The organism is Bombella intestini, assembly GCF_002003665.1.
GTDB classification, from domain to species: domain Bacteria; phylum Pseudomonadota; class Alphaproteobacteria; order Acetobacterales; family Acetobacteraceae; genus Bombella; species Bombella intestini.
Genome location: NZ_JATM01000001.1, coordinates 412,849 through 439,613, shown reverse-complemented (window position 1 = coordinate 439,613; position 26,765 = coordinate 412,849). Strand labels below are relative to the sequence as shown.

The window sequence follows — 26,765 nt, the reverse complement described above, 5'->3', positions numbered from 1 at the left end:
GATGTATGATGAAGCGGAGTACCGGCAGGTCTCCGCTTTTTTGATGCCTATCGTTTTGGTCAAGGCGTTCTTCTGGCTGTCTGGAAGATCAGACAGCCAGAAGGAGTCGGTTATTTTTCATCCTGCTCTGGCAGAGCATAAACGACCAACTGATCGGAGACAGGTGTTCCCATAAGGTGATGCCCTCCCGCCATGATGGCGACATACTGCCGGCCATTTACGGCATAGGTCATGGCATTGGCTTGCCCGCCGCCGGGAAGTACATCAGTCCAGAGTGTTTTGCCCGTTTTAAGGTCAATGGCATGGATCTGATTGTCACTGGAAGCACCGATGAAGGCGACACCGCCCGCCGTCATGACGGACCCACCGTTGTTTGGTGTACCGATTGTTAGCGGCATGCCTGTCGGTATGCCCCACGGTCCATTAGCGCGAGCCGAACCAAAGGGACGCTGCCAGAGGACCTTATGAGCTTTTAGGTCGATGGCGGTGACCATGCCGTAGGGTGGAGCATTGCACATCACTCTCGTAAATTCGTTCCAGAAGGGGCCAACTAGGGCACCGTAAGGTGTTTCGGCTTGTGCTGCATTACCGGCTGTCATGCCGTGACGTGGTGTGTATTGGGGAACATCGACTGGGATCAGACGTAGTTGGTCCGCTGTTTTCCGGGTTACAAGCTGGTTGTACATGGGAACATTGTTCCAATTTGCCAGTACGATTCCTGTTTGCGGATTATAGGAAATACTGCCCCAGTCACTGCCGCCATTGTAGCCCGGGGCTTCAATCCACGGACGGTTGAGGGAGGGTGGTGTGAACTCACCAACATAATGGGCACGCCGGAACTTGATGCGGCAAGCGAGTTGATCCAGTGGCGACATACCCCACATGTCGGCTTCTGTGAGCTTTGGGAAACCAAGACGAGGCACACCGACAGACCATGGCTGCGTTTGTGTACGCTGGTCATCCTTCACGCCACCTTCGGTTGGGACGGGTTTTTCCACGACGGGGAAATCTGGCAGAGGTTTTCCTGTCCGGCGGTCGAGGATGAAGGTCTGCCCCCGTTTTGTAGGCATGATGAGGGCGGGAATGACACTGCCATCATCAGCGTGATAGTCGAACAGCGTGGCCTGAGAGCCGATGTCATAATCCCAGACATCCTTATGGACGGTCTGGAAGACCCAGCGTGGCTCACCGGTGCGGACATCCAGTGCGACTACAGAGGATGAAACCTTGTTCTCTGCATCGCTCCGCATGGCGCTGTAATAGTCAGCGGAAGAGTTGCCCATAGGGACATAAACCAACCCTAGGGCATTATCGCCGGTCATGGCCGTCCACGAGTTGGGCGTACCACGGCTGTAGTAATGGTCTTTGTCCGGCTGGTGATGATCGTTTGGATTATTGACATCCCATGCCCAGAGGAACTTACCGCTTTCGGCATCATACCCTCGGATGACACCAGACGGTGCCCAGCGGCGTTGGCCGTCCAGCACTTCATGATTGACGACAATCACGCCATTGATGATGGGAACCGGGCTGGTAACCCCGACAAAACGAGGCACGGACCAGCCCATGCCTTGCATGAGGTTGACTTGCCCACCATGGCCAAAGCTCTCGCAGAGTTTGCCGTCATCAGCGTTCACGGCGATCATGCGGTTATCCAGAGTGCCTTCAATAATGCGGTTATGGCAGGGCTGCCCTTCTGGTACCGTGGACGAGGTATAATAGGTGACGGACTTACAGGCAGATGTGAAGGGGATAGCATCGTAACTCTCGTGAGAGTGGAAACGCCATTTCTCTTTGCCCGTTGTGGCATCAATGCGCATCATGTCGTTGGTGGCTGAGCAGAGATACAAGGAATCTCCAACCTTGATGGGTGTGGTCTCTGGTGCCAGCCGGTTGAGGTTACCCTTAGGGACCAGAACGCCCGTGTGATAGACGAAGGCCCGTTGCAGTTTCCCGACATTCTCCGGAGTAATTTGCTTTAATGGGGAGTAGCGTGTTGCTCTGTCATCGTGCCCGTAGGCAGGCCAGTCCTCTGGCTTGGGGTTGGCACTCTCCTGCGGAACAGCTTGTGGCAACTGGTCAATCGGCAGCTCGTCAATATCCGGCAAGTTGGCCGAATTGACACCCGTCGCCTGTGGCGTTTCGGGGGCGGGCGGATGATAAATGCTGGAGGCTACGTCCTCTGGAGGGATGGCTCTATGAGCGGTGCTAGGGGGAGCGGCTTCCTGTGCCTGTGCTACTGGGAATGATGCACCGAGCATAGTACCGCTCAGAAGGATACCAAGAAGATAGGCCTGATTACGCATCGATACTGACTTTCTGGTTACGGAGAAGGTGAGGTATGCAAGCAGCAACGGCAATAGCCAGTAGGGTGGGGCCGAAGAGGCGAGGCAGCCACCCCCAGAAGTGGAAGCCGACCTCATAGATTGTCCAAGGTATGGTCAGAGCCCAAGCGAGCAAATAGCCCCACGCACCCGCAAGGTTCTGGCGGAAGAGGTAAACACCAGAAATACAGAGGAGGATTCCGCATGGGGTGTAATACCAGGACCCACCTAAAAGAATGAGCCATGAACCAAAAATAACGAAATAAAGACCGAAGAGCAGAATCAACAGGGCAAGTACCCAGACGACCACATCGGCGACCCCTGGTTTCTTCTTCGGATAAGAGAAAAAAGACACAGTTCTGTCTCCAGTAAAATAAAGAACATACTGTGACTATGAGGGAATAATATCGGAATAGAAAAATAGATAAATAAGATAGTTCTATATATTTTATAGGTAAATTAGATTAATTTTTTAAAAATACTGGCCACATGATTTATTCATGTGGCCAGTAAGTTGGTTAATTATTTTTTATCACCCTCTGGTAGCGCATAGACGACCAGAGCATCAGAAACAGGGCTACGCATAAAATGATGCCCCCCTGCCATGATGGCAACATATTGCCGACCATTCACGGCATAGGTCATGGCATTGGCCTGTCCTCCGCCGGGCAGGACATCAGTCCAGAGCGTCTTGCCTGTCTTGAGATCAATGGCGTGTATTTGATTATCGGTCGAAGCACCGATGAAGGCCACGCCGCCTGCTGTCATGACAGACCCACCGTTGTTTGGTGTGCCGATGGTCAGAGGCAAGCCTGTCGGTATACCCCAGGGGCCATTGGCACGAGCTGAACCAAGTGGCTTTTGCCAAAGGACCTTATGCGCTTTCAGGTCAATGGCCGTAATCAACCCATAGGGCGGCTCATTGCACATCATCTGGGTAAAGCTGTTCCAGTAAGGAGTAACAACAATACCATATGGTGTCTGTGCCTGTGCCCCGTTGCCTTCAGCACCACCTGCACCAGGGTTGTACTGCGGTGAGTCGATAGGAATGAGCCCCATCTTGTCAGCTTTCTTGCGGCTCACCAGCTGATCATACATAGGCAGGCTGCTCCAGTTGGCGAGCATGATGCCTGTCTGCGGGTTGTAGGAAATGCTACCCCAATCGCTACCGCCATTATAGCCGGGATATTCAAGCCACGGTTGTTTGATGGTAGGGGGGGTGAACTCACCAACATAATGGGCACGCCGGAACTTGATACGGCAAGCCAGTTGATCCAGAGGGGAGATGCCCCATGTGGCTGCTTCTGTCAGTGGCGGGAAGCCAAGGCGGGGCACACCGACAGACCAAGGCTGTGTTGGAGCCCGTGGGTCATCTTTAACAAAGCCGGGGCTAGGAGCAGGTTTTTCCACGACAGGGAAATCTGGCAGGGGTTTTCCTGTCCGGCGGTCGAGGATGAAGGTCTGCCCCCGTTTTGTAGGCATAATGAGGGCGGGAATGACACTGCCATCATCAGCGTGATAGTCGAACAGCGTGGCTTGAGAGCCGATATCATAATCCCAGACATCTTTATGGACGGTTTGGAAGACCCAGCGTGGCTCACCGGTGCGGACATCCAGTGCGACTACAGAGGATGAAACCTTGTTCTCTGCATCGCTCCGCATGGCGCTGTAATAGTCAGCGGCAGAGTTACCCGTGGGAACATAAACCAAGCCCAAAGCATTATCGCCCGTCATGGCAGCCCAAGAGTTAGGCGTACCACGGCTGTAATAATGGTCTTTGTCTGGCTGGTGATGATCGTTTGGATTATTGACATCCCATGCCCAGAGGAACTTACCGCTTTCGGCATCATACCCCCGGATGACACCGGACGGTGCCCAGCGGCGTTGGCCGTCCAGCACTTCATGATTGACGACAATCACGCCATTGATGATGGGAGGTGCTGTTGTCATGGCTACAAAGCCGGGGACGGACCAGCCCATGCCCTGCATAAGATTGACTTGCCCACCATGGCCAAAGCTCTCGCAGAGCTTGCCGTCATCAGCATCAACGGCAATCAGTCGATTGTCTAATGTCGATTCGATGATGCGGTTATGGCAGGGTTGTCCCTCCGCAGCGGTGGAGGAGGTGTAGTAGGTGACAGCCTTACACGCAGCGGTGTAGGGAATGGCGTCATAGCTTTCATGGGCATGGAAGTGCCATTTTTCCTGCCCCGTAGCCGCATCAACACGCATCATGTCGTTGGTGGCTGAGCAGAGATACAAGGAATCCCCAACCTTGATTGGCGTAGTTTCTGCAGCCCATTTATTGGGTTTGTCTTTAGGGGGGAGGCTGCCGGTATGATAGACAAAGGCCCGCTGCAATTTCCCGACATTTTCCGGTGTGATTTGTGTCAGGGGAGAGAAGCGTGTGGCTTGATCGTCACGCCCGTAAGCGGGCCAGTCCTCCGGCTTGGGATTGGCACTTTGCTGCGGAACAGCCTGCGGTAGCTGATCAATCGCCAGTTCATCAATGTCCGGCAGATTGGCTGGATTGACGCTGGGCGGTTGCGGTGTTCCAGGGGCCGGGTCATGGAAAATGCTAGACGTTGCCTGTTCCGCTACCGGGGTGTCATTATCCGGGCCGGGCGTCTCAACGGACGGCGGGATCTGTGCTCGAGCCGTCTGGAAGGGAAGTGAGGCACCCAGAACGGTACCTGCCAGAAGAACCCCGAGGAGATAAGCCTGATTACGCATTGTGGTGTTCCTTCTGGTTACGAAGAAGGTGAGGTACGCAGGCAGCAACGGCAATAGCCAGCAGGGTGGGGCCGAAGAGGCGAGGTAGCCATCCCCAGAAGTGGAAGCCAACTTCATAGATGGTCCAAGGTATAGTCAGGGCCCAAGCGAGCAAATAGCTCCAGGCTCCCACAGGGTTTTGGCGAAAGAGATAGACACCAGAAATGCAGAGAAGGATCCCGCATGGGGCGTAATACCAGGACCCACCCAAAAGAATGAGCCATGAACCAAAAATGACGAAATAAAGACCAAAGAGTAGGATTAGTAGAGCCAGAGCGTAGGTAATTAGGCTCGCAATTCCCAGCTTCGGCCTGGAAGATGATGGTGACACGGCACTATCTCCAGTTTAGCAGAAACCATGCCGTAACTATGGAGGCATTTCTGGGAGATAGGAAAATAGATAAATGGATTAAGTCTATGTGGTTTCCATAGGTAAAATAGATTAACTTATTCGCCCGCTATCTTAGAAGAAGAGGATTTTTGACGAGTTTTGGAGGCAATGACCTTATGGTTGGCAATGACTTCTCCGACAAGGAAGGTAAAAAACTTTTTCGTGAAGTCTTCATCCAATCCTGCATCATTGGCCAGAGTACGCAAGCGAGTGAGCTGCTCTTTCTCACGGGCGGGATCGCAGGCAGGTAGTTGGAAAGATGCCTTTAGTGCCCCTACATCTGCGGTGCAGCGGAACCGTTCTGCCAGCATATAGATAAGGGCTGCATCAATATTATCAATGCGCTGGCGGAGAGCCGCTAGCTGCCGTGTTGGATCAAGAGGTGTGTCATGCTCAGAAGTCATTGAGATCAATCCATGCAAGATGGCCGCCTTTACCAGCGCCAAGATCCATAAAGATGGCTTTGCCTCCTAATCGACCAGTGCGATGAAGAGGGCGGCCATCAAGAGATCGTCTATCGTGGCCGACATAGACGGTTGTGCCTTCGGGGATACGGTTAATCCAGCTCAGTCGCCTTTCTGGGTAGCCGTCTGGCTGGAGGCGGCTGGTGGTCTCTCCGAAGAGTGCTCGGGAGAGGGGGGCAGACATGTCGGCAAGCCCTGTCTGTGGTGGCGGGCCGGAGAGCATGGCCGTATGGAACCCACCATGAACAAAGAGCATATTGTCCAGCCTCTGCCATGCCGGTGCCCGAGCAATAGCTTGGTAGGAGCGATTGGCGAGGTCCTCGGCCGTAGAGGCTTGAATCTGCTTTAGGGTAGTTTCCAGCGGGAGATCCCGACGTAGCCGTCGCCCTTCCAGCGCACGACCTAGCTTGCGATCGTGATTGCCGAGAACGAACATGCCTCTGCGGGTTTCCAGCAGGTCTAACATGGTCTCCAGCACGCCAGCACTGTCCGGCCCATGATCGACCAGATCACCAAGTTGGATGATGAAGCGTTTTGTGGCTATGGCATGGCGGAAAGCATTGAGATCACCGTGCACGTCTCCCACAACGCGAAGACCATGCTCACGAATGCGGGATAAGACCGATTCGTCAAGCAGTGGTTCTGAAAAGATAGGTCGATCGTTCACGGTTTTGGAAACTCAGCCTCCAGTTGCCTTAAAGGGCACTAATTGTCCGATGATAATGACAGAAGGTCAACCACTTACCATACGGATGCTTTCATCCAGATTGACGGAGAGTAGACGGCTCACGCCTCGTTCCTGCATGGTGATCCCATAGAGACGATCCATATGGGCCATGGTCAACTGGTGATGGGTGATGACCAGAAAGCGAGTGCCTGTTTCTTGGGTGATATCCCTGATGAGTGTGCAGAAGCGTTCTACGTTCGCATCATCAAGAGGCGCATCCACCTCATCCAGCACGCAGATGGGGGCGGGCGTACATTGGAATGCCGCAAAAATCAGCGAAAGGGCCGTAAGGGCTTGCTCTCCGCCTGAGAGAAGAGACAGGGTAGATAGTTTCTTACCGGGGGGCTGGGCGAATATTTCCAGTCCAGCTTCTAGAGGATCGTCGCTGCCGACCATCTGGAGGTGCGCCTTGCCGCCACCGAACATACGGGTGAAGAGCTTCTGAAAATGTTCGTTGATATCCGCAAAAACGGCCATAAGGCGTTGCCGTCCTTCACGGTTGATTGCCCCGACCCCGCCCCGTAGGCGTGCGATGGCACTGGCAAGGTCCTGATGTTCCTTAGCGATTCGTTCGGACTCCTTCTGAGCCGTCTGAAATTCTTCTTCGGCACAGAGGTTTACTGGCCCCAAGTCATCACGGTGTTTTGTGGCACGTTTTAGGGTCTGTCGTAGAGTCTGCTCGGCCTCGGCTGAGACATTTTCTGGCACTTCGGGATTTTCTGGCAACGGAGTATCATGGCGGAGAAGTGCCAGTGCTTCTTCAGCCTGCTCAACGCGTTCTCCAAGGCGGATAGTATCCTCACGGTAGCGGCTGCCTCCCTCTTTATGGTGGTCCAGAAGGGCCTGTTGCTCCTGTAGGGTAGCCGCAGTCTGGGTGAGACGGGTCGTGAGCAGTTGTTCCGCCTCTTCCAGTGTTTTGAGCGTTTCCATATCCTGCTGGAGCTGCTCTTTATGATGGGTAAGGCTGTTATCTTCAGCTTTGTCTGGTGCTGCGGCCATTAGAGCAGAATGACGATTCGTCATATCTGTGATGAGGGCCTGTAGCTGGGTATGGCGTTCGGTCTGTTTTTGGCTATCAGCCTGAAGGTGGTCATGCCGCTCCTTTAACAGGGATAGTTCCTGCATCAGGGCGTTATGGTCTGTCTGATAGCGTTGGAGGCTGTCCCTCGTTTTGGTCAGCTCGTCTCCTATCTGAGCCAGCTGTGCCTTCAGGGAGGCTAAATCTGGGAGTTTACTCTGATTTTTCTGGCAGTTTTCCTCATCGCTCAGACGTTTCTCTAGAGCCGCCTGCAAGGCTTTGCGTTGTTGGGAAAGGCTCTCCTGCTTGGCCTGAAGACCGGCGAGTCGGCGGCTCTGCTCTTGCAGGCCCTGTTCCTGTAGCGTGGCGTCTCTGCGGGCTATGTCGGCTTTCTGGCTAGCGTCTGTGGCTGCTTGCTTGGACTGCTGAAGGGCACTCTGTGCTTTTTCCATATCCGACTGAAGGGCAGAAAGGTTGATCTGTGCCCGTGCGTCCAGAACGTTTTGTCTCTGCCTGGTTAGTTCTTTGATGTCCTGTTCAAGGCGGGTAACGGTGTGTGTCAGCTCCTCCAGCCGTTCCTTGAGGGCATTGTCTCTGAACAGGGCTTGCTGTTGTTCAGCCTCGGCTTTTTGCTGCTGGGAGAGGGCGAGTTCACAGGCGGTTCGAGCCGCTTGTTCTTCTGCCCGGATCGCCTGCAGAGCAGCGGCGGCATCAGACACAGGTTTATCCGATAGGGAAAGGGCTGCTAGGTCTGTCTGGGCGGCATCAAGCTGCTTTTTTATGTGCTCTTGCTGCGCCGCACGGCTGGAAACCTCCTTCTGGAGAAGGGTGATCTGTTCCTGCTGGAAGGCATAGCGTTGGGTTAGACCATCCAGAAGGTTTGTCTGTTGCGCTTGTTCGTCACGCTCCTCCTGATAGGTCTGACGCTGCTCTGCTAGTGTCTGCTCTAACTCTTCACGTTGCTGGTGCAGATCATGGGTGATGTCCTTTTGGGTATCATGGTTCTGGGTGAGTGTCTTGATGACTGCTTCTGTCTTTTTAAGACGCTGCGCCTGTTGGAGACGAACCATTTCAGCCGTAGGCGTGTTGGGCTGGCGAATGAATCCATCCCAGCGCCATAGAGCACCGTCTTTTGTCACCAGTGCTTGCCCGGGGTGGAGATGAACCTGAAGAGCGGGGCCATCTTCAGCTTTTTCTAGAAGGAAAATAGAGCGAAAGGCTCGTTCTAGGGGGGGAGGTGTTGTTATCAGTGAGGCGAGGTTGGGCAAGGCTGCCAGTTTTTTGTTTGCTGATGCCTGTTCCGCAAGAGAGGGGAGGGAACGCCACTGCCGTGGTGTATCGGCCAGCATGTCGCCTTTGGGAGGGAGGGATGCTTCCAGCCCGTCCGTTATAGCACTGGCGACCGCCTTGGTGAGGGTGTCCGGGATGTCTAGCTGGTCTAGTATGGGGTGAGGGATGGTCAGGAGGCTGCTGTGCAGGCTGCGATGCAGCCCTTCATATTCCCCCTTATGGCGCAGCAGGTCTGCCTCGATTTTTTGTAGAGCATGACGTGCTTCTTCTTCTTGCTTCAGAAGATGTTCATGCTGCGTTTCGACCTGCGCTATGGCTTCGAGGCGTGAAGTGATCCGTTCTTTCAGCGTGTTGAGGCTCGCTTGGGTTGTTTCAAGCTTTTTTGCGCTGATAGCCGTAGCCTGAGCATTTTTTAGATTAGTCTGTGCGGCAACGTGGCGTTCTTGCTGTTCTTTTAGCTGCTCGGTGAGTCGGGTGATGTCTTGTTGTAAGAACTCGTGACGCTGCTGGCACTTTTCTAATGCCGCTTGTTCTTCCAACCAGAGTGTTTCCGCTTTTTCCCGTTTCTGGGTCAGGTCTTTTTCAGCGTGAGACGCCTGCTCTGCCTTTTCCTGTGCGGTCTGATGGGCAAGTGCAAGTTGTTCCTTGTCTGCTTCATTAAGCAGGTTGTTTCTGACGTCCTGACTTTGTGTCTGATCTGCCTTCAGGCGGTCTTGCTGTTTGGCGATAGCCTGCGTCAGTTCTTGTTCACGCTGGTGCAGTTGCCGAAGTCGTGCCTGTGCTTCCTGTAAATCACGTTGCGTACGTTCGCTGATGAGCCTCTGTTCTTGAAACTGTGTTTCTGCCTCTTTGGCCGTGTGCTCGCAGGCTGCAGCCTGTTCCAGACTGTTTGCCACCTGCTGGCGTCGCTGATCGGCGATCGTGTTCTGAGCACAGTCTTGTTCAATAATTTGTAGTTCGGCTGTCAGATGCTCAATGTTTGTGCGGTCATCGGCGATCTGCCGAACTAGTTCCTGCTGGCGGCTTAGGAGCCGTTCATGCTGGAGTGTGCCATCCTGATAACGGGCAGAAAGTGCTGTATGGTCAGCCTGTTGGGTTGCTTCTTGCTGTTTCAGCTCATTAAGCTGTTGTTCTAGTTCCGGCATTTTGGCCGTTGCTGTTTGCCTGTGTAAGGCAAGTTGCTTCAGGGCCTGTTGGGTCGTGGTCTGCTGTTCTTCCAGCCGAGTTAGTTCAGCTTTCTGGCGGGCGAGATCGTCTTCTAGCTGGGTCCGCTGGCGGGTGTGATCTTCCGAAGCCTTCTGCCTGTGTTGAAGGGCGGATTCCGTGATGCCGACATGGATGCGGACTTGCTCCAGCTTACGGCGGAGGGTTGCTAGTTCATCGCCTTCCTGCTGGTGCTTTTCTCGTTGGGTGTTGACAAGGTTCTGTGCCGCTTGAAACGCTTTCTCGCTTTTAGTCAGGGCCTCACGGGCTTTCTCCAGCGCAGCCCGGCGACTTCTGACCAGCTCTTCCGCTCTGGCGTGCTGGAGGATGAGCAGGGCTCGTTCATGCTGACGAATGGTTTCAGAAGCTTGCCGGTAGCGGCGGGCCTGCTCAGACTGGGTGGAGAGATTATTGAGTTGTTGATCGAGCGTCTGACGATGCTCTTCGGCCCGTTCCAGATTGCTTTCAGCCTGCCGGAGTTTCAGTTCAGCATCCCGGCGGCGGACATGCAGACCTGTAATGCCGGCGGCTTCCTCCAGTAGGAGGCGGCGTTCTTCCGGCTTTGCTGCAATGAGCTGGCTGACACGGTTCTGACTGATGATAGAGGAGCTACGTGCCCCAGAGGAAAGGTCCGCAAAGATGGTCTGCACATCTTTGGCCCGCATGACACGGTTATTGATGCGGTAGGTACTGCCGGCGCCACGTTCCGCCTGTCGGGAGACTTCCAGTTCATCAGACTGTTGAAAAGGTGGCGGGGCGAGACCGGCAGCGGCCGCCAGATGGAGGGTGACGCGGGCTAGATTGCGAGCCGGCCGGCTTCCTGTTCCGGCGAAAATGAGGTCGTCACTTTCGCCGCCACGCAGAGCACGGGCTGAGCTTTCCCCCATCGTCCAGCGCAGGGCCTCGACAATATTGGACTTGCCACACCCGTTAGGGCCGACAATGCCGGTAAGACCGGGAAGGATGTCCAGATGGACCTCATCAGCGAAGCTTTTGAAGCCAATAATATCGAGGCGGGTCGTGAGCGCCTTATGCTGTGTCATTGAACCCCGTTTGGACTGTAATGATGGAGGAGTTGAGTGTGGTGATTAGGCCTTGCTGACGAGCTCGGCGAATTTTTCTACAGTTTCGGGATCCTGAGCGAAGGGCGTATTATTGAAGCGGAAATACGGTGTGCCCTTGATGTCGTAGGTCTGTCCATCTTGCTGGGTCAGTTGATAAAGCTCCTGCCCGAATGTCATGTCCTTGCTAATCTTATCGAACTCATCGGGGGCAATCCCTGCGAGGGCAGCTTCTTGCTTGAGGTGCGTAACTGGGTCCCCACCGGAGAAGGCCCATTGCATCTGGCGGGAGAAGAGGGAGCTTATGAAGGGCAGATAACGTTCCTCCGGCAGGGTGCGTGCGACCATAGCGGCAATCATGGCTACCTGATCCAGCGGGAAGTCATGGAACTGATAGCGGATCTTTCCAGTATCAATGAACTGTTCCTTAACCTTGGGGAAGACATCTGTCGCAAAATGGGCGCAATGGGTGCAGGTCAGGGAAAACCATTCTTGGACTAAAACGGGAGCCTTAGCATCGCCGATGATGCGGGGGGCAAGGCGGGGGTCTTTTGGTGCCGGGGTAGAGGCCTGTGCCAGAGCGGGACGCTGTGCGATGAGGTTGCCGGCTGTTAGGCCGGTTGCCAGCAAGGCGGGGCCACTGGCCAGAAAATGACGGCGTGAAAGTGAATGGCGAGCGGTCATGACGGCTCCTTTCTTCTGGAAGAGGGGGACGATAAGAGATCGATTAACGGTTTATTTTGCCATGAATGGCAAGAGAGGTCGTACCGTCAAGAGGATGGATCAGAAGGTATCGTCTGTCCTTCGGTTGTTTCTGGCTGACGGCGAAGATGAGCAGGCACCCGCATTCGCAAGGTCAGTATGTGCCGGGCATCGGAATCAATAACCCGGAACTCTAACCCGCTGGGATGTACCAAAACTTCATCACGGGCGGGGACATGTTCAGCGAGATGGAAGACAAGGCCGCCAACGGTTTCGATCTCTGCTTCTCGTTCTTCCCGTGTCAGGACGGGACCGAGACGTTCTTCTAGTTCCTTAACTGGCAGACGGGCATCAAGGTCAATCGTGCCATCAGGACGATTGAACCACGGGGTCGTGACCGGTTCGTCATGTTCGTCTGATATGTCGCCGACAATAGTTTCGATGAGGTCCTCGATGGTGACGAGACCGTCAATACTACCATATTCATCGATAACGAGTGCCATATGGGTGCGGCGTTGGCGCATCTGGAGCTGAAGGTCCAGTACTGGAATGCTGGGGGCAACGAGCAGAGGCTGGCGGAGGAGGGAGCGTAGATTGAAGGGCTCTTCCGTACCGATATGGGCGACAAGATCCTTGACGTGGATCATCCCGATGATGTCGTCCAGCTCCTTATGATAGACAGGCATACGGGAGTGATTTTCCTCCCGCATCAGGCCTAGTGCCTCGTCAAAGGAGAGATCATCCGGCATGGCGATGATATCGGCACGAGGGACCATGACGTCATCTGCCGTGATGGTGCGTAAGCGCAGCACGTTCATGATAAGTGCCCGCTCTTGCCTGTCCAGCTCGGGAGCGTCAGGATTTGTCTTCCCCAGACTGGCGGCTTCCCGGACGAGGTCAGCAATATGCTGCCTTATGGTCTTTGTGCGTGCCTTGCGGTGGAAAAGTTTCATCGGGTGCGGAATGTTCCTGTTTGCGGACGGGAAAGAGAATGCGGTAATACCGGATGGCTTAACAGCTTGGATAGATACGTGGCTTCCAGGGGTCGCCAAAGCCCATTCGTCTAAGGATGAAGGTTTCCAGCCCTTCCATCTGTCGGGCTTCACCCGGGTGGTGATGGTCATACCCGGCCAGATGGAGGAGGCCGTGCACGGTCAGATGGACTGTATGGGCCCGGAGGGTCTTTCTGGCCTGTAAGGCCTCTCGATACATGGTTTCATAGGCAAGGATGATGTCCCCGCCCAGCATGGGGGCCGGCGGCTCGAATGTTAAAACATTGGTCGGTTTATTTTTGCCCCGAAACTGAGCATTAAGCTGCCGGATATGGCGATCATCTGCGAAAACGAAAGAGGGGCCTGGCCTGTTTTCGGGGAAGATGTTCCCATGACGTTGGGCCATCTGACAGGCTCGCTGGACGAGCTGTTCTACGTTACCCAATGCTGCACGCCAGCGTGGATCGGAGACTAGGACCTCAGCGTGGGGAGCGGTGGGGCGTTTCATCATGCGTCCGGTAAGAGTGGTAGGGATCGGGTGCTGTGTCGGCACTTTGCTGATCGTAAGCTTCGACGATGCGGGCGACAAGAGGGTGACGGACAACGTCAGCCGCCGTGAGCGGGCAGACAGCAATGCCTTTAACACCTTCCAGCGTTGCTACGGCATCCCGCAGACCAGATGTGACCCCACGGGGCAAGTCAATTTGGCTGAGGTCGCCCGTAATGGCCATGTGTGTACCGGGCCCCATGCGGGTCAGAAACATTTTCATCTGGGCGGGAGTGGTATTCTGAGCCTCATCAAGGATGACATAGGCATGAGCCAACGTCCGCCCTCGCATGAAAGCAAGCGGGGCGACTTCAATTTCTCCGCTGGCCATGCGGCGCGAGACCTGATCGCCGGGCATCATGTCGTGGAGGGCATCATAGAGGGGCCGTAGATAGGGGTCGATTTTCTCCCTCATATCGCCGGGGAGGAACCCTAGCCGTTCCCCAGCTTCAACAGCGGGGCGGGAGAGAATGATACGGTCTACTTGCCCTGCCTGAAACATGGCTACAGCCTGTGCAACGGCTAGATAGGTCTTACCTGTTCCCGCTGGGCCCAGACCGAAGACAAGCTCCTTTCTGGCTAGTGCGCTCATATAAGCACTCTGCCCAGGGGAACGAGGAGCGATGACGCCACGTTTGGTTTGTATCTGCGGAAGATTATCCAGTGAGGAAGCATCCATAGGTGGGGCTGTTCCTTCTGTGGAAGGGCGATGTGCAGCGCGCCGGTGGGATGGCAGGGCTGTCAGCCGTATGACACCATCAACCTGATCGCCATCCAGAATTACGCCCCGACCAACCTGTTGGTAGAGGGCATGGAGGACAGCCTGTGCCCGGTTGACGGCCTCCGTCTCTCCGGAAATGGCCACACGGTTGCCCCGGCAGACCAACCTCGCCCCGGTTCCCTGTTCCAGACGGATAAGATGACGGTCGTGATCGCCGAGGACTTTCTGCAGACGCTGATTATCCTCAAAGCGCAGGGTTGTCGTGCGGTGTCCTTCCTGACCGGAAGAGAAGGAAGTTGATGCAGAACGGCTCAAATGGCTGTGCCTTCCTGTTCATGGAGGTGACCACCAAGGGAATTGGTGAAAGGAGCTGTAATGCGAACCTTGACGATCTGCCCGATTTGGGATGGATCACCTTCAAAATGGACGGGCTGGAGATAGGGGGACCGCCCATTCAGCTGACCCGGTTTACGTCCGAGCCCAGTGACAAGAACATCCTGAACCGTGCCAACAAGAGACGCATTGAATGCGTCCTGCTGTTCTCGCAGAAGAGCCTGCAGGGCTGCAAGCCGTTTTTCTTTCACATCCTCAGCAACCTGAAAAGGCTGTCCGGCCGCAGGGGTGCCGGGGCGCTGGGAGTATTTGAAGCTATAGGCACTGGCGAATCGTACATCTCGCACCAGCTGCATGGTGGCTTCAAAATCTTCGTCTGTCTCACCGGGATGGCCGACAATGAAGTCGGATGTCAGAGCAATATCTGGGCGGGCTTCCCGGAGGCGGCTGATAATTTCCCGGTATTCATCCGCCGTATGACCTCGGTTCATGGCCTTCAGTACTTTGTCAGACCCGCTCTGGACTGGTAGATGAAGGTACGGCATGAAAATAGGATTGTCCCGGTGAGCATCAATCAGGGCCTGCTCCATGTCTCGTGGGTGTGATGTGATGTAACGCAGGCGTTTGAGAGCCGGAATCTTTTCATGAAGGAGAGCGGCCAGCTCCGGTAGGGAGGCTGTTCCACCGTTCCAGTCACCATGAAAGGCATTCACATTCTGCCCTAGTAGGGTGATTTCTTTGACACCACTGGCAACGAGCCGTTCAGCTTCTGCTAGAATAGAAGCCACGGGACGGCTTGTTTCAGCGCCGCGTGTGTAGGGGACTACGCAGAAGGAGCAGAATTTGTCACAACCTTCCTGAATGGTGAGAAAGGCCGTTAGGTTGCCTTCATTCTGCGGTGCGGCCTCTTCCGGAAGAAGGTCGAACTTGGATTCAACAGGAAAATCCGTGTCAATGACGCTGCCACCAGCACGGGCAATGCGGGCGACCATTTCGGGTAGGCGATGGTAGGTCTGCGGACCTAGGACGAGGTCCACATAAGGGGCACGAGCCAGAAGCTCCTTACCTTCCGCCTGTGCTACGCAGCCTGCCACGGCGATAAGGGTTTCCTTGCCTTCCAGTTTTCGGGCCTCACGGATCTGGCGCAGCCTCCCCAGTTCGGAGAAGACCTTTTCCGCAGCGCGCTCACGAATGTGGCAGGTATTGAGGATGATCATGTCTGCGTTATCTGGGAGGTCTACCGGGCTGTACCCAAGTGGTCGCAGAACATCCGCCATACGGGCACTGTCGTAGACATTCATCTGACATCCCCATGTGATGATGTGCAGGCCTCGTGATGGGGAGTTGGAAAGCTGTTCTGGCATGAATGATAGTCGCTGTCTGTTCGTGTCGTGAATCGGCGGGCTTATAAAAGGAAAGAGCAGGTCATGAGTGGGTAGTATCCTGCAACCGGTTCTGCCGTAGCTCTTCGCTGCCTTGTTCGATGGCGGCTCGGGCAGCATTGGATAGCGCTTTGCGGGATGGATAGTCCTCTGGTTTGATAGGCGGATGGAACATAACCGTAGCCCGCATGGAGCGCCATTTACCAAGTCCCATTAGATGGGGGCCAAAATCCATGTCCCCAAACCATGAAAAGACGAAAGAACGCCGATGTCGGCCAACGGGCAACCCCTCTAGCCGGTCATAGGCAACCGTGACGGGCTGGATAATGCAGGATGGGTGATCATCAGCCTTTGGCTCACCAGGACGGCGAACGGGTTTTGCAATAGCAAAGAGTGATGACATGAAGGGAAGAAGACCATTGCCTTTGGATGTTGTACCTTCCGGGAAAAAGGCGATGTCATATCCCTTACGGAGCTGGTTAATAACGTTTTCGACATCTTGACCCGCTTCCTGCCGGTTGCGGTTGATGTAGATGGTTCGTCCCAGAAAGGTCAGATAACCGATGACTGGCCAATGGCGGACTTCTTGCTTAGCAATGAAGAAGGCCGGAAGCACCTTGCCCAGTACCAGCACGTCCAGCCATGAGCTATGATTGGCGACATAGATGACCCGTCGTTTATCCGCACGGGGGGTAAGAGAGCCTGCTCGTTCTCCGAGCGTACGGACTTCTATATTGAGGATGCGGCAGGCTACGCTCCAGAAAAAGAGCGGGAAACGGCGGAACATCTTGCCCGGCATAAGTAGGCACGAGCCCTGCCCGACACATCCGGCCGCAGCCCAGCCCAGCAGGGCACCGGCCCGCAAGCGAGCTCTCAGGCGGTCCAGGAATGTGTCCTGCAAGGCACGGCTTTCTTCCGCAAAGAGACGGTCCGGGTCAAAAACCGGCCGCTGGGTGTTTCGTTTTCTGGTTGAATGAGGCTCTGCAACAGACATGTCGTCTAGATAGGCATTTTATGGAGGAGAGACAATCTTTATCAGCAGGATGGAATGATCTTCCTGATTTAGGAGAGTGAAGAATAGCTTTAGATGACAGAACAGAAACTTTTTAAAGACAAAACTGTCTGTCATAAGGGGCCGGATGGCCAGAGCTAGGCTGAACCAGTGGGGAAAATGGCGAGTAATCGTTTGATAGGCAGGATGGGAAAACAGGCAGAGCGTGTTGTAACGCTACTACTATGCGCGGGGATAGTGGGATGGGAGACCATGCCGGTATGGGGCGAGGATAGCATGCCCGTTGTGCATGAGCTCGTACGGCACCCTTTGCCTTACACCACTGTGGTAGTGCCAACGGCGGATAAGGATGTCACAGCTGGTATGGCGGCGGCATCCCAGCTGGTGAGCCTTCAAGCAACCAAGAATGTTGGTCCATATGCGCTTGCGGGCCGCATACGGGAAGATTACGGACGATTGCAGGGGGCGTTGCAGTCTCGTGGCTATTATGGTGGTCACGTGACGGTCACGGTGCAAGCTGAAGGTAAGACCATTGATGGCCATGCTCCAGACCTTGCCGGCTTTCTAGCTTCCATACGTTCCGGTGTAACGGTAACCATTCGCCTTGGTGCCGTGTTGGGAGAGCAGTTTACCGTCGGGCAGATCATTGTTGTTGAGGATGATGAGGGGGACGGCAAGGAGGTGGCTGCTGGGGAGCAACAGCAGATTCATGGGCCGGCTGTCCGCAAGGTTCTAACCCTTTCGAAAGGGGAGCGTGACAGTCTGGGGATGGAGAGTGGGGCTCCCGCTGTGGCTGCGGACGTGCTGGCCATACAGGGCCGGTTGTTGGGTCACCTTCAGGAAGAAGGATATGGCCTGTCCAGTGTGCAAGCTCCCCAAGCTATTCTGCATCCAGAACGGAAGCAGATTGATGTGCAGATCAGGATGAAGCGCGGGCCCAAGCTGGTCATCGGCCCTATGGCACTTAACGGATTGCAACGGGTAAAGCCGGATTATATCCGGCGGCGTATGCTGTTGAGGGAAGGGCAGTTGTATCAGCCTTCTGTTTTGGAACAGGCACGGCTTGACCTGGGCAGTACTGGTTTGTTCGCCTCAGTTGTGCAGAAAAATGGCGATAAGGTACTGCCGCTGCCGGAACAGAAGGTACCCCCCCAAGGGGAGCGGACACCCCACAAAAAAGTGGTAACGCAGCACCCCCCTGCTGGGGTTGATGGGGCATTGCCGATTGATTTTGACTTCACAGAGGGCAAGCGTCATCGCTTGACCGGTGATGTTGGGTATTCAACCGATCTGGGTGGTCGTGCCGGTGTTTCGTGGCTGCATAGAAATTTGCTGGGGCGGGGTGAGCAGCTGCGTGTTGCGGCTATGGCCACGGGGCTGGGAGGAACGGCGCAGCAGGGGCTTGGGTATGATGGTTATGTGGATTTCATGAAGCCGGATTTTCTACAGCGTAGCCAAGCGCTTGATCTCCGAGTTGAGGCGATCCGTCAGCTTCTCTACTCATATCGGCAGACAGCTCTTCTGGTTCAGGGACGTGTTGAGCGGCCACTATGGAAAGATTTTTCTGGAAGTGCCGGGGTCACGTTGGAGCAGGAACATATTCGCCAGTTTGGTAGACGGGCTGATTATTTCATCGCTTCCATTCCAGTGAAGCTAGATTATGACGGTACTCACCGTTCCAGTCCGATCGAACCGGCAACGCATGGTTTTCGTGTGTCGCTGGGTGTGACGCCCTCCATTTCTATGGAACATAAGACATCCTTCTTCATTCCCATGAATATGCAGGCCTCCACTTATTTTGACCTTACACATGTGGGCCTAACGAAACCGGGCAATAGTATCATTGCCGTGCGTGTCATGGTGGGGTCTATTCAGGGGGCGAGTACCTGGAATCTGCCACCGGATCAACGTCTCTATGCTGGTGGTCCGGGTTCTATTCGTGGTTTTCGTTATCAGGGGGTCGGTCCACAATACGGCACGACTAAATATGCCATTGGTGGAACGAGTATGGATGCTGGGACTGTCGAGTTCCGCCAACGCTTGCCAAAGAATTTTGGGCTGGCAGCCTTTGCGGATGCTGGTCAGGTTAGTGACAATTCGATACCCGGTCATGGGAAACTGCGTGTCGGCTGTGGTGGTGGTATCCGCTATTTCACGCCGATTGGGCCGGTCCGTGTGGATGTGGCTGTGCCGATCAATAGGCCGCACCGTGGGGATAAATGGGAGCTTTATTTGGGGCTAGGGGAGACTTTCTGATGTTAACATTGGGACGCAGACTTCTCCGGTATGGCTTCATCTTCTTGGCAGGCTTAGTCCTGCTAGTGATGTTCCTGCTTGTGGGGGTTAATCTTCCTTCAACGAAACGGTTTGTAGAGCAGAAACTGCCGGACTGGTCGGGCGGTATGGTCCAGGTTGAGGGAATTAGTGGGATTCTGCCCTGGCATCTCGTGCTCTCTCATGTGGTCTTGCGGGACCCTCAGGGTATATGGCTGGAAGGGCGTGATGCCGACCTGCGTCTTGGCCTGCTGTCCCTTCTGCATAAGCAGGTTCATGTGCGTCATCTTTCGGCAGGACTGCTTGCCTATGATCGTAACCCCGTTTTCCCGCCTACCCCAAAACCTAAGGAAACATCCTCAACCGAGTTGCCAAATTGGGGCGTACAGGTTGATCATCTGGAGCTGTCCTTGTTGACGGTGGGGCAGACTGTGTTCGGACAGGCGGCGCGCCTGAAGATTGAGGGGAAGGCCCATCTGGGCAGCCTTAGCAGTTTGACACACGTACCGTCTTTCAAAGCGATGCCTGCAACCCAGCTCTGGTTGAAGGCGGAGCGACTGGATGATCCAGCCCATCTTTTGGTCGACTTAAAAACCCAGAGGCATAGAGGGAAGTTTCAGCTGCATTATGACGAGGAGGCGCATGGTTTTGCGACCTCTCCGGGAGGGGTGACCGTATTGGACCCTCTGGCTGTTGATCTCTCTGCGGATGGTCCTTATCGAGCGTTGGCAATTAAGCTAGATGCTCGAGCCGCAACCCATCAGGAAAGCCCTCTGACGGTCATGGTAAAGGGTAGTCTGGATTGTGTGCGGCTGAAAGACGACCTAACACTCGCTGTTCATGCGCCTCCCATGGCATTTCGGCCTGATGTGGGATGGGAAAAGCTGGATATGACGGCGGCCCTCCACGGAGCAATGCTGGACCCTCAGGGTAGCATGCAGCTTGACGGCACGAACTTTATGGCGTCGGGAACCGGAGCGGAACATGTGCATGTTCAATTTGATGGACAGGCGGGTGGAGTGCAGGCCCTTCTTGCTCGTGATGCAGTAGCTTTCCGGAAGGCCCGTATGGGCAAGGATGAGGCAGGTAAGCTATCCCTGTCTGTCCGTCTTGATGGTGTCAGGGTACCGGGGAAAGTCCCAACCATTTTGGCAGATGCCCCGCTGATTCTTGATGGCACAATACAGCCGTATCTGTCTGATAGGCCTTATCAGATACGCTTAGAGCACGATGCGATAAAACTAGCTGTTGCAGGGAACTTGGACTCCACTCTGGCAGGGCATATGCAGCTTGATGTGGAGAAATTTCCGGATCTGGCCGACCTGATCGGTCAGAAGATGGCTGGATCAGCTCATCTTGGTGGGGATTTTAGTATTCCTTTGCAGGCACCGGGCGATATGGTGGCTACTTTGGAAGGGCGTTTCGGCCTGAAGGAGGGCCCCGCGCAGGCTGTTGCGTTGATTGGGGATCAAGGAACGCTGCACCTTCAGGCAAAGCGGGACGGAACTGGTCAGTTGCAGCTGGATCAAGCCGTTTTAGGAGGGCGTTCTTTCCGGTTAGAGGGTAAAGGTCAGTTGGACCCGAAGCAGGTTCTATCTGCCTCTCTGACATTAGCTTTATCTGACCTGAAAGCTTTGCACACAGCCTTACGCGGTCAGGCCACGTTGGAAGCTAATGTAGGGGGTGCGCTGACGGATTTGGCCATGCAGGCGCATCTGGGTGGCATGTTGGGAGTCATACACCCTAGTGTTTCATTGCCTGTTGCACCGTTGGATCTACGGCTGGATGTGGCCCATCTTCCGTCCCAGCCTCAAGGAACGGTGCAGATGAGTGGTATGCTTGATCGTTCCCCGTTGAAGCTTCATATGAATTTCGCCCGCAACGTTGATGGTGGAATGGCAGCATCCATTGATGCTCTGGAGTGGAAAGAGCTGCAGGGCAAGGCAGATGTGGCTCTACTCGCAGGGCGGCGTATTCCCCGTGGGGATGTTGAATTGAAGATCGCCCGGTTGGATAGCTTCAGCCGTCTTTTGGGGCGGCCTATGGCGGGTCATCTCCAGTTGGCGATGCATACGCTGCCGGGGACACAAATAGCAGATAAACCACCCGCTCAGCCTGATCGCTTGACGCTGGCACTTGATGGTCAGTTCCACATGGGTGATTACGCCGTGAATATGCTGAAGTTAAAAGGTGAGATCCAACATCTTCAGCAGGACCCTGCGGCGGATCTCGCACTTCAGCTTTCCGGCTTGCGAGCTAATGCAATTACGGGTGACCTAAAACTGCGTGTAAAAGGCCCTCAGACAGCGTTGTCTGTGCAGACTGAAGGTGCTTTTGAGCATGTTATGGAAGCCCCGGCCCATTTCGCTCTCCTTGCGCAGGCCAATCTACCACTGCAGAGTGTGAAGCTGGAAAAACTGTCTGCTAGCGTAAAAGGGGATACGCTCCGTCTTCTGTCGCCTGTTAGCGTAACATATGGGTCGAAGCTTGCCGTTGAAAAGCTATCACTGGAGCTATGCCCCCCTCATGGGACGATAGGATGGGTGGCCTTGAATGGGACACTGAAGCCTGATTTGGCTCTGGATGCCCGATTTGAACATATTACACCAGCTTTAGCAGAACCATTTGTTCCGTCACTTCACGCTAAAGGCGAGTTTAATGCCGCAGCGAAACTGAAAGGCAGCATAACGGCTCCTGTGGGGCGTATCACTCTTGATGGGACCAATCTGGGCCTTATGAGTGAGTCAACGGTGTCACTGCCTGCAGGACAGCTGCATGTACAGGCGGATATGAATGGCAAGAAGGCCCAGTTGCGCACGGAGTTGCGGGCCGGTGAGCCTATGGGCCTGTTGGTAACAGGACAGGTGCCACTTTCCCCAACAGGGGAGATGGACCTTTCGGCAAAGGGCCGTCTGATGCTCTCGGTTGCCAATGCTTTTCTCGGAACAGCCGGTATGGGGACGGGAGGTCAGCTAAGTCTTGATCTCGGGGTTAAAGGGCCTATCCAGCAGCCGAAGGTTAACGGAACGGTGCAACTGCATAATGGATCATTCGACCATTATGCGCAGGGCGTGCATCTGCAGGCTATTGATGCGGTTCTGACGGCTCATGGTGATAATCTGCTTCTTGATCATTTTACTGCTCGGGCCGGGCGAGGGACGCTAGGCATGACAGGGCAGGTCGGTATTCTGCGCCCGGGAGTGCCGGTTGACCTTCAGTTCCTTATGGATAAGGCCCAACCGATACAGAGTGATATGCTGACGGAAGAGATTGATAGCCATCTACATATTCATGGGCAGGCTACGACCCGGATTGATGTTGAAGGCGACATTACAGTGCCGGAGGCCTCCATCACTCTGCCTGATTCTATGCCCGCATCGGTGCCTCAGCTAGAGGTCATTACGTTGGAAGAGGCAAAGAAAGTCGTTCGACCGGCACCCAAACTGATAGTGGGGCTAAATATCGACTTCACATCTCCGGGACGACTTTTTGTGAGAGGTCACGGCCTATTTGCTGAGATGCAGGGGAAGATGCACATAGGAGGTATCAGTACGGCACCCCTTTTGACAGGTGGTATCAATCTGAAGAGAGGTAACTTTAATCTGGCTGGGATCAACCTCAACTTCACGAATGGGCAGGTTGGTTTCAATGGTGGTAGTGCGGCCCACCGGCTTGATCCGACCATTGATTTCAGGGCGGACCGTAATGCTAATGGTACCTTGGCGAGCTTGTTGGTCCGAGGCTATGCCAGCGATCCGAAGATTGATTTTGTCTCCAATCCAAGCCGCCCTCGTGATGAGGTGTTGTCTATTCTGCTTTTTGGGACGGATAGAAACTCTCTCTCTTCAACGCAGTTGGCGTCTCTTGGGCTGGCTATTGTGCAGATTGGCGGCGGTTCTACTTTTGACCCGATGGGGAAGGTCCGTAGTACGTTAGGGCTGGACCATTTGGCCATTGGTGGAGGCAACAGCGTAGGGCGGGGTGCTGCCAGCGTGGAAGCCGGGAAATATGTGATGAAGGGCGTTTATGTCGGCGCTAAAGAGGGATTGTCCGGTAAGGGAGCGCAGGCGCAGGTAAAAGTTGATCTGACAAAACGCTTACAGCTTAATACTACTGTAGGTACAGGTGGGCAGGTAACGGGGTTTACAACTCCTGAGAATGACCCGGGTTCCAGTGTTGGGCTGTCCTATGGGATAGATTATTAATGTTTTCTACTGTAGACAGAAAGTACAGATACAACATGCTGTCATGATGTCTGTTATAGGGGAAGGATTTGTCATGCATTTTTCACTACGAGCTGCTTTAGCAGCTATTACTCTTTCTTGTGCGGCTCCGATGGTAGCTTCCGCACAGGTCGTGACGGATGCTTCCCAGATTCAGCCTGGGTATTACAAGGTGGAACCGCTGCATACGCAGGTTAGTTTTTCGGTGCTACATTTTGGCTTTTCTGTGTTTGAGGGGCTTTTTTCTGGGGCCTCGGGTGTACTTCGCTTGGACCCTAGTCAGCCTGAATCGTCTAGCTTGTCTGTCTCCATCCCGGTTTCATCTGTGCTGACGACAAATAGTAAGCTGATGGAAGAGTTGAAAGGTGGCCAGTGGTTGGCAGCTGATCAGTTCCCAAAGGCTGAGTTTGTTTCTGTTAGTGTTAAGCAGACAGGGCCGAATGATGCACTTGTATCGGGTAATCTAACTCTGCATGGTATTACCTACCCGGAGACACTGCGCGTTCATTTTATCGGCGCAGGGGTCAATATGCTCGACAAGAAATATACAGTCGGCTTTGATGCGACAACAACCATCAAGCGTAGTGACTTTGGTGTCAAAATGTTCGTACCATATGTTAGCGATGATGTAGAACTGCGGATCGCTGGTGTTTTTGAGAAACAGGATATTCCTGCTCCAGCAGCTTCGAACAATAAGTAACAGATAGCTTCAGGGGAGAATGTGCGGTTCTAGCCGTCAAGGAAGGGGAGCTTGCCTTATTCCTGGAACAATCACCCCGGATAGCACACAGGGCGGCAGGGGTGATGTCCCCCTACCGCCCTGTGTATTCAGTCGGTGACCTCTTTTAGAGAGGAGGAAGCTTTGGTGTCTTATGAAGACCAGTTCTTCTCAAAGTCACCATACAGCGTTAGGCCGCCATCGACATAAAGTGTCTGCCCCGTAACGTAACTGCTCTCTTCGGAGGCCAGAAAGCCCATAGCATCAGCAATTTCGCTGCTTTCCCCAGGGCGTTTCATGGGGATGTGACTGGCGACAGCTTTATACTGTTCTGGGTCTTTGACCCAAGAATCATTGATCGGTGTGACAATGGCGCCGGGTGCCACTGTATTGAACCGGATTCCACGGGAGGCATATTCTAAGGCCAGCGTGCGAACAATATTGTCCACTGCTCCCTTAGAGGCAGAATAACCCAGATAATGTGGTTTAGGAATCAGCTGATGGACGGAGGAATTGACAACCACTCGACCTTTTACACCAGCTTTTAGCCAATAGCGCAGGGCTGCACGACAACAAAGCATGACACCTGTAACATTGACAGCCATGACGCCTTCAAAGTCAGCAAGTGTGATATCTTCTGAGGGGGATGGAATCTGATAACCTGCATTGCAGATCAATATATCCAGCCCGCCCATGGTCTCGATACTTTTCTGGAAGATTTTGTCGATAGACTCTTCCTGTGAGACATCACCGGCGACGATGACATGCTCTCCACCAGAAACTTTGGGCAGAGTTTCCAGAACCGTCCGCAGTTTCTCTTCCTTGCGTCCGTTGATGGCAACCTGGGCGCCATGTCGAGCAAAATACTGCGCAGCAGCCTCACCAATCCCCTGGGAAGCTCCAGTGATCAGGACTTTTTGGCCTTCAAAACGCTTTGATGACGTTGTGGACATAACCTCTACCTTTCCCATCAGGGTTTTGGAGGAAGCACCCCCTCCCGGAAAGATAGGTCTGTAAGGGAGGGGATGGTAGATCAGGCGTTCTTCATGGTCTGGGTTAGGTCTTCCAGAACCGTGGCCGGATCTTTGTTCTCAAGCACGGCCAACTCGGCAACAAAACGTTCCTGAGCGGCCTCGAAAAGTTTACGTTCGGAAAAGCTGCCGTCAAGGCTGTCGACATTGCGGCGCAAATCACGCAGAACTTCAGCAATCTGGACAAGATCACCGGAGTTGATCTTTTCCTGATATGCCACCGCACGGCGGGCCCACATGCCACGGCTGACATGCGGCTTGCCTTTGATGACCGACATGGCTTTGTCCACAATCTCGCGTGTAGCGATTTTGCGCAGGCCAGATTTACGGGCCTTGGCCAGCGGGATGCGGAGTGTCATCTGGTTGCCGGGGAAGGAGATCTGGATCATTTCGATCTTTGTATCGGCGATCTCTTCTTCACCAATCCGGTCAACACGGCCAACCCCATGGGCGGCATAAACGATGGCGTCACCCTCACGGAAAGGATTCTTTTCCTGTTCTGGGTCTTTCTGACGGGCGGTGTGCTCGGCGGCGGCGCGGGCCATCTCGTCAGTAACACCACCCTTATGGGACATTCTGAAGCTGTTGTTCATGGGCGGGAGGATAGCAGAAAAACAGGAATATGTCTTGTATTACCTAAGGGCTATCCTCCCATAACGACATATTAGGGTAGCTGCCCAAAGCGGGGCTGCGGTAAGGGGAGGGACTCTTGCCCCAATGGTTGGAGGAGATCCCGCTCAATTGTGCGGCTCATTGTCAGCATCGGCAGGGAATGAGGACTGACTTTGAAAGGTTCCTGAAGATTTTGTCCGCTGCGGTCCAGCATTTGGAAGAGAACGCCAATGATGCTGGAACCCAAGGGGGTGATCCAGCCCAATGTTTGCACGGCAGACAAGGGAAGTAGGATGCAGAAGAGATGCGTGATGACCTTCGGCAGGAGTGAATATTGTACGGGAAGAGGTGTGTTGCGTATGCGCTCTAGCCCGCCCTGTGCATTGGCTAGGTCGGAGAGGATACGGTCCACAGTCCCGTGGACAGCCCCGTCAATATGTCGTTCTTCGACGAGTCTGTGGACCTCTTGTCCGATTCTGTAGAGTAGGGCATTGGCTGGATTGCCGCAGGAAAAGACGAATCTGTAAGTGTCTTCATCCAGCAGTGCTTGAATGGCAGCATCGGGCTCATTACCGCTTAGCGAGGATTTTAGAATATACGGGTAGGCTGCCATGGAGCGAACAAGGCTAGGCTGTCCACCGAGGAGCGATTCTACCTCTCGTGCGAAGGAGCGGCAGTTGTTGGTAATAGCCCCCCATAATGTGCGCCCCTCCCACCAGCGGGCATAGGCAGCATTGTTGCGGATTCCCAAAAAGATGGCGAGTGCCGACCCCATGAGGGAAAAGGGTAGGGCGGGCTGTTCCATCCATTCTTGATGGAATATCTGGAACAGTATGACCACCACACAGTCCCACCCTGTCAGGATGATCAGAGGGGGAAGGATTTCCCGGAACAGTATGGAAAGGCCATAACGGCGTTTGATGATCAAGGTGGCAGATTCCTCACATGGAGAGTGGTGAATATGTCAG

19 protein-coding genes are annotated in these 26,765 nt (G+C 54.3%); 3 read left to right on the top strand and 16 right to left on the bottom strand.

Features of this window, described 5'->3' with window-relative positions; genetic code table 11:
* Window positions 1-110 precede the first annotated feature (110 nt).
* From AL01_RS02025 to AL01_RS01965, 13 genes are all read right to left on the bottom strand, one after another.
* Entirely contained in the window at window positions 111-2,306 is a 2,196-nt protein-coding gene (locus AL01_RS02025) for a pyrroloquinoline quinone-dependent dehydrogenase (RefSeq protein WP_077395594.1), read from the bottom strand.
* A complete protein-coding gene (locus AL01_RS02020; RefSeq protein WP_077395593.1) occupies window positions 2,299-2,679 on the bottom strand; it encodes a glycerol dehydrogenase in 381 nt (126 codons plus the stop codon). The genes AL01_RS02025 and AL01_RS02020 overlap by 8 nt, the downstream gene beginning before the upstream one ends.
* A gap of 167 nt (window positions 2,680-2,846) precedes the next feature.
* Complete coding sequence (locus AL01_RS02015; protein ID WP_077395592.1) at window positions 2,847-5,057, bottom strand: pyrroloquinoline quinone-dependent dehydrogenase; 2,211 nt, start codon at window positions 5,055-5,057, stop codon at window positions 2,847-2,849.
* Window positions 5,050-5,427 (bottom strand): glycerol dehydrogenase, encoded by a 378-nt coding sequence (locus AL01_RS02010; protein WP_241502656.1) that lies wholly within the window; start codon window positions 5,425-5,427, stop codon window positions 5,050-5,052. Before AL01_RS02010 ends, AL01_RS02015 begins: the two co-directional genes overlap by 8 nt.
* A gap of 116 nt (window positions 5,428-5,543) precedes the next feature.
* Entirely contained in the window at window positions 5,544-5,891 is a 348-nt protein-coding gene (locus AL01_RS02005) for a chorismate mutase (protein ID WP_077395591.1), read from the bottom strand.
* A complete protein-coding gene (locus AL01_RS02000) occupies window positions 5,881-6,537 on the bottom strand; it encodes a metallophosphoesterase (protein ID WP_077395873.1) in 657 nt (218 codons plus the stop codon). The genes AL01_RS02005 and AL01_RS02000 overlap by 11 nt, the downstream gene beginning before the upstream one ends.
* A gap of 147 nt (window positions 6,538-6,684) precedes the next feature.
* Entirely contained in the window at window positions 6,685-11,232 is a 4,548-nt protein-coding gene (locus tag AL01_RS01995) for an AAA family ATPase (RefSeq protein WP_077395590.1), read from the bottom strand.
* 45 nt (window positions 11,233-11,277) lie between these two features.
* The gene (locus AL01_RS01990) at window positions 11,278-11,934 is read right to left on the bottom strand and encodes a thioredoxin domain-containing protein (protein ID WP_077395589.1); all 657 of its coding nucleotides are present in this window, start codon (window positions 11,932-11,934) and stop codon (window positions 11,278-11,280) included.
* Between the two features lie 86 nt (window positions 11,935-12,020).
* Window positions 12,021-12,905: a hemolysin family protein gene (locus AL01_RS01985; RefSeq protein ID WP_077395588.1), complete on the bottom strand. Its 885-nt coding sequence runs from the start codon at window positions 12,903-12,905 to the stop codon at window positions 12,021-12,023.
* Between the two features lie 58 nt (window positions 12,906-12,963).
* Window positions 12,964-13,455, bottom strand: a complete 492-nt coding sequence (ybeY, locus tag AL01_RS01980; RefSeq protein WP_077395587.1) for an rRNA maturation RNase YbeY — start codon at window positions 13,453-13,455, stop codon at window positions 12,964-12,966.
* The gene (locus tag AL01_RS01975; RefSeq protein ID WP_077395586.1) at window positions 13,424-14,527 is read right to left on the bottom strand and encodes a PhoH family protein; all 1,104 of its coding nucleotides are present in this window, start codon (window positions 14,525-14,527) and stop codon (window positions 13,424-13,426) included. Before AL01_RS01975 ends, ybeY begins: the two co-directional genes overlap by 32 nt.
* Window positions 14,524-15,909: a tRNA (N6-isopentenyl adenosine(37)-C2)-methylthiotransferase MiaB gene (miaB, locus tag AL01_RS01970; protein ID WP_077395585.1), complete on the bottom strand. Its 1,386-nt coding sequence runs from the start codon at window positions 15,907-15,909 to the stop codon at window positions 14,524-14,526. The genes AL01_RS01975 and miaB overlap by 4 nt, the downstream gene beginning before the upstream one ends.
* 61 nt (window positions 15,910-15,970) lie before the next feature.
* Window positions 15,971-16,921 (bottom strand): lysophospholipid acyltransferase family protein, encoded by a 951-nt coding sequence (locus tag AL01_RS01965; protein ID WP_077395584.1) that lies wholly within the window; start codon window positions 16,919-16,921, stop codon window positions 15,971-15,973.
* 270 nt (window positions 16,922-17,191) lie between these two features.
* Between AL01_RS01965 and AL01_RS01960 the strand changes: the two genes are divergently transcribed.
* The 3 genes from AL01_RS01960 (at window position 17,192) to AL01_RS01950 (ending at window position 24,136) form a co-directional block, all read left to right on the top strand.
* Entirely contained in the window at window positions 17,192-19,195 is a 2,004-nt protein-coding gene (locus AL01_RS01960) for an autotransporter assembly complex protein TamA (RefSeq protein WP_241502655.1), read from the top strand.
* Window positions 19,195-23,418 carry a translocation/assembly module TamB domain-containing protein gene (locus AL01_RS01955; RefSeq protein WP_158075916.1) on the top strand — a complete coding sequence of 1,408 codons (4,224 nt, stop codon included), beginning with the start codon at window positions 19,195-19,197 and terminating at the stop codon, window positions 23,416-23,418. The genes AL01_RS01960 and AL01_RS01955 overlap by 1 nt, the downstream gene beginning before the upstream one ends.
* Window positions 23,419-23,491: 73 nt before the next feature.
* Entirely contained in the window at window positions 23,492-24,136 is a 645-nt protein-coding gene (locus tag AL01_RS01950) for a YceI family protein (RefSeq protein WP_077395582.1), read from the top strand.
* A 170-nt stretch (window positions 24,137-24,306) separates the two neighbouring features.
* Here AL01_RS01950 and AL01_RS01945 read toward each other — a convergent pair whose 3' ends face one another.
* From AL01_RS01945 to AL01_RS01935, 3 genes are all read right to left on the bottom strand, one after another.
* Window positions 24,307-25,107, bottom strand: a complete 801-nt coding sequence (locus tag AL01_RS01945) for an SDR family NAD(P)-dependent oxidoreductase (protein ID WP_077395581.1) — start codon at window positions 25,105-25,107, stop codon at window positions 24,307-24,309.
* Window positions 25,108-25,187: 80 nt separating this feature from the next.
* Window positions 25,188-25,760, bottom strand: a complete 573-nt coding sequence (locus tag AL01_RS01940) for a CarD family transcriptional regulator (RefSeq protein WP_407647551.1) — start codon at window positions 25,758-25,760, stop codon at window positions 25,188-25,190.
* A gap of 89 nt (window positions 25,761-25,849) precedes the next feature.
* Window positions 25,850-26,725, bottom strand: coding sequence for a bestrophin family protein (locus AL01_RS01935; protein ID WP_077395579.1), 876 nt, complete (start codon window positions 26,723-26,725; stop codon window positions 25,850-25,852).
* Window positions 26,726-26,765: the final 40 nt, after the last annotated feature.

Excerpts from the sequence above, each read along its gene's own strand:
- AL01_RS02025 (WP_077395594.1), bottom strand. The coding sequence starts at position 2,306 with ATGCGTAATCAGGCCTATCTTCTTGGTATCCTTCTGAGCGGTACTATG.
- AL01_RS02015 (WP_077395592.1), bottom strand. The coding sequence starts at position 5,057 with ATGCGTAATCAGGCTTATCTCCTCGGGGTTCTTCTGGCAGGTACCGTT.
- AL01_RS02005 (WP_077395591.1), bottom strand. The coding sequence starts at position 5,891 with ATGACTTCTGAGCATGACACACCTCTTGATCCAACACGGCAGCTAGCG.
- AL01_RS01995 (WP_077395590.1), bottom strand. The coding sequence starts at position 11,232 with ATGACACAGCATAAGGCGCTCACGACCCGCCTCGATATTATTGGCTTC.
- AL01_RS01990 (WP_077395589.1), bottom strand. The coding sequence starts at position 11,934 with ATGACCGCTCGCCATTCACTTTCACGCCGTCATTTTCTGGCCAGTGGC.
- AL01_RS01985 (WP_077395588.1), bottom strand. The coding sequence starts at position 12,905 with ATGAAACTTTTCCACCGCAAGGCACGCACAAAGACCATAAGGCAGCAT.
- ybeY (WP_077395587.1), bottom strand. The coding sequence starts at position 13,455 with ATGATGAAACGCCCCACCGCTCCCCACGCTGAGGTCCTAGTCTCCGAT.
- miaB (WP_077395585.1), bottom strand. The coding sequence starts at position 15,909 with ATGCCAGAACAGCTTTCCAACTCCCCATCACGAGGCCTGCACATCATC.
- AL01_RS01965 (WP_077395584.1), bottom strand. The coding sequence starts at position 16,921 with ATGTCTGTTGCAGAGCCTCATTCAACCAGAAAACGAAACACCCAGCGG.
- AL01_RS01960 (WP_241502655.1), top strand. The coding sequence starts at position 17,192 with ATGCCGGTATGGGGCGAGGATAGCATGCCCGTTGTGCATGAGCTCGTA.
- AL01_RS01955 (WP_158075916.1), top strand. The coding sequence starts at position 19,195 with ATGTTAACATTGGGACGCAGACTTCTCCGGTATGGCTTCATCTTCTTG.
- AL01_RS01950 (WP_077395582.1), top strand. The coding sequence starts at position 23,492 with ATGCATTTTTCACTACGAGCTGCTTTAGCAGCTATTACTCTTTCTTGT.
- AL01_RS01945 (WP_077395581.1), bottom strand. The coding sequence starts at position 25,107 with ATGTCCACAACGTCATCAAAGCGTTTTGAAGGCCAAAAAGTCCTGATC.
- AL01_RS01940 (WP_407647551.1), bottom strand. The coding sequence starts at position 25,760 with ATGTCCCATAAGGGTGGTGTTACTGACGAGATGGCCCGCGCCGCCGCC.